Annotated in this window: 2 protein-coding genes and 1 pseudogene; all 3 read right to left on the reverse strand. The window is 46.2% G+C overall.

Annotated elements, in window-relative coordinates:
* On the reverse strand, positions 1-959 hold a 959-nt coding region (locus tag BO225_RS00900; protein WP_076340414.1), incomplete at its 3' end, for an RNA-guided endonuclease InsQ/TnpB family protein.
* A pseudogene (locus tag BO225_RS00905) lies at positions 925-1,185 on the reverse strand (recombinase family protein); the annotation flags it as partial. The gene BO225_RS00900 and the pseudogene BO225_RS00905, both read right to left, overlap by 35 nt.
* 195 nt (positions 1,186-1,380) lie before the next feature.
* Positions 1,381-1,782, reverse strand: coding sequence for an integrase core domain-containing protein (locus BO225_RS00910; RefSeq protein WP_076340292.1), 402 nt, complete (start codon positions 1,780-1,782; stop codon positions 1,381-1,383).
* Between the last annotated feature and the right edge of the window lie 20 nt (positions 1,783-1,802).

Raw genomic sequence — 1,802 nt, forward strand, 5'->3', positions numbered from 1 at the left:
TGGCCTTTGTTCTTCCCGATAACGATCGTCGCGATATCATGGCTTAACGCTATATCAACGATGCGTCTGCTTGCTTCATGGGCAAAGCGATCGATCTTCTGGTCCCGGAAGAACTCAAGCCTCTCAAGACGTCTGCTTGATCGGGGCTGATTCGAGAAATCATGGGCCTGATACAGTCTGGCACGCTCCTTGTTGTAATACTGATTGAGTGCCTTGATGGGGCGGCCGTTGATCAGAACGGGCTGAAAGCCGTCGACATTGGAAGCCAGGGCAAAGGCATTGTCCAGACCCGGATCGATGCTCAGGTACCGGCCGTTATCCGGTTTGTAGGTGATTTCTTTATTTGTCCTGTAGACCACTTCAACAATGAATCGGCCATGCTGGGGGATGATCCTCACCTGCTGGATGGCGGTTGTTTCCTTATGCTGGAGTTCAATGCGAAAGTTGTCCAGTACAGGAATCTCGACATATCCGCCCTTACGCAGTTTTGCCGTCTGATTGTCGATGAAAATCGTGGACCTTCCGCCTTTCTTGTGATATCCGGGCAGTTTCGGCCGTCCAGTGAATTTGTGAGGGGCTTTCCGATAAGCGTCTCTTGCCTTTTTCCAGGAGGTCATGTTCTGAGCGACAAGACGAAGGATCTGCTGGACAAGATGGACGCTGTTCATGGACGAGTAGATCATGCAGTCTTTCTGGTCTCTCGATTTTTTAAGACTCTTATCCAGCTGAGAATAGCTCATCCATTTGCCTTTAAACAGGGCTTGACGCACCCTGTATAAACCCTGGTTGTAGACGTTGTTCGCTTTATGGGCGTACTCGTCCAGCACTCTGTAATGGCTGTGGGAAGGCCGGATGACATGCCGCTCAACAAGATGTTCGTACTGGATTTCCGTCAGTTTTTGGCGACGTTGGGCATAGCTTTCTTCACGATTCCTGTTGGACTTCTGTCTTTTTGCCATCGCATTCACCTTCTTCTTCTATTCCGTCAGCCAAAGCCTCTTTGATCTTTTTCCTTCTTCCAGAATCCATTCTCATCGAAAAAGCGTGGAGCAGGCTGATGATCTCTTCGAATATTTCCTGCTGATCAGTCTTCTTATCTTTCAGTTCAGACATGACGACGATATCGACATGGTATTTGGCGAACAGATATTTGAACAGATCGAACCCAACCCGGCTCAATCGATTGGTACTATGTCAAGTTTGAGGACAACCTAAATTTCTGTTTTTTGACAAATCCGAAAAAATTTGTTCCGCTTTCCATTGACTACGGGTCCCTATCCCTAAGAACCCATTTCTTGTTGCTTTTCAAACTCCCAGCTCTTGCTGCGGCTTGAAAAGCCCCAAGCTTATCTTAGGGATCCCCATCGTCAATGACGCTTCTCAATTTTTTTCTAAACGCATCTTTTTCAATATCTTGTAGTTTTTCTCGTATTCCATCGGGGATTCGTATCCGCAATGGGAATGGATCCGGATCGTATTGTAGAATCCTTCTATATATTCGAATACGGCTTTCTTCGCTTCTTTCATCGTTTCGAAATGGTAGAAGTTGATCCATTCTCTCTTGATCAGTGAATGAAAGCTTTCGATGCAGGCGTTGTCCCATGGATTGCCTTTTCTCGAATACGATCTTTCCATTCCTTCTGTCTTGTTTTTGTATTCTTCGCTTGTGTACTGGACTCCTTGATCGCTGTGGATCACCAATGGCTTTTTGATTCCTCGTCTTCTTTTGGCTATTTCTATACACTCCAGAACTTTTGCGGCTTCCATATTTCGAGTCATCACCCACCCGACTATTTATATAA

The sequence above is a fragment of the Dubosiella newyorkensis genome (genome assembly GCF_001945605.1).
Lineage (GTDB): Bacteria > Bacillota_I > Bacilli_A > Erysipelotrichales > Erysipelotrichaceae > Dubosiella > Dubosiella newyorkensis.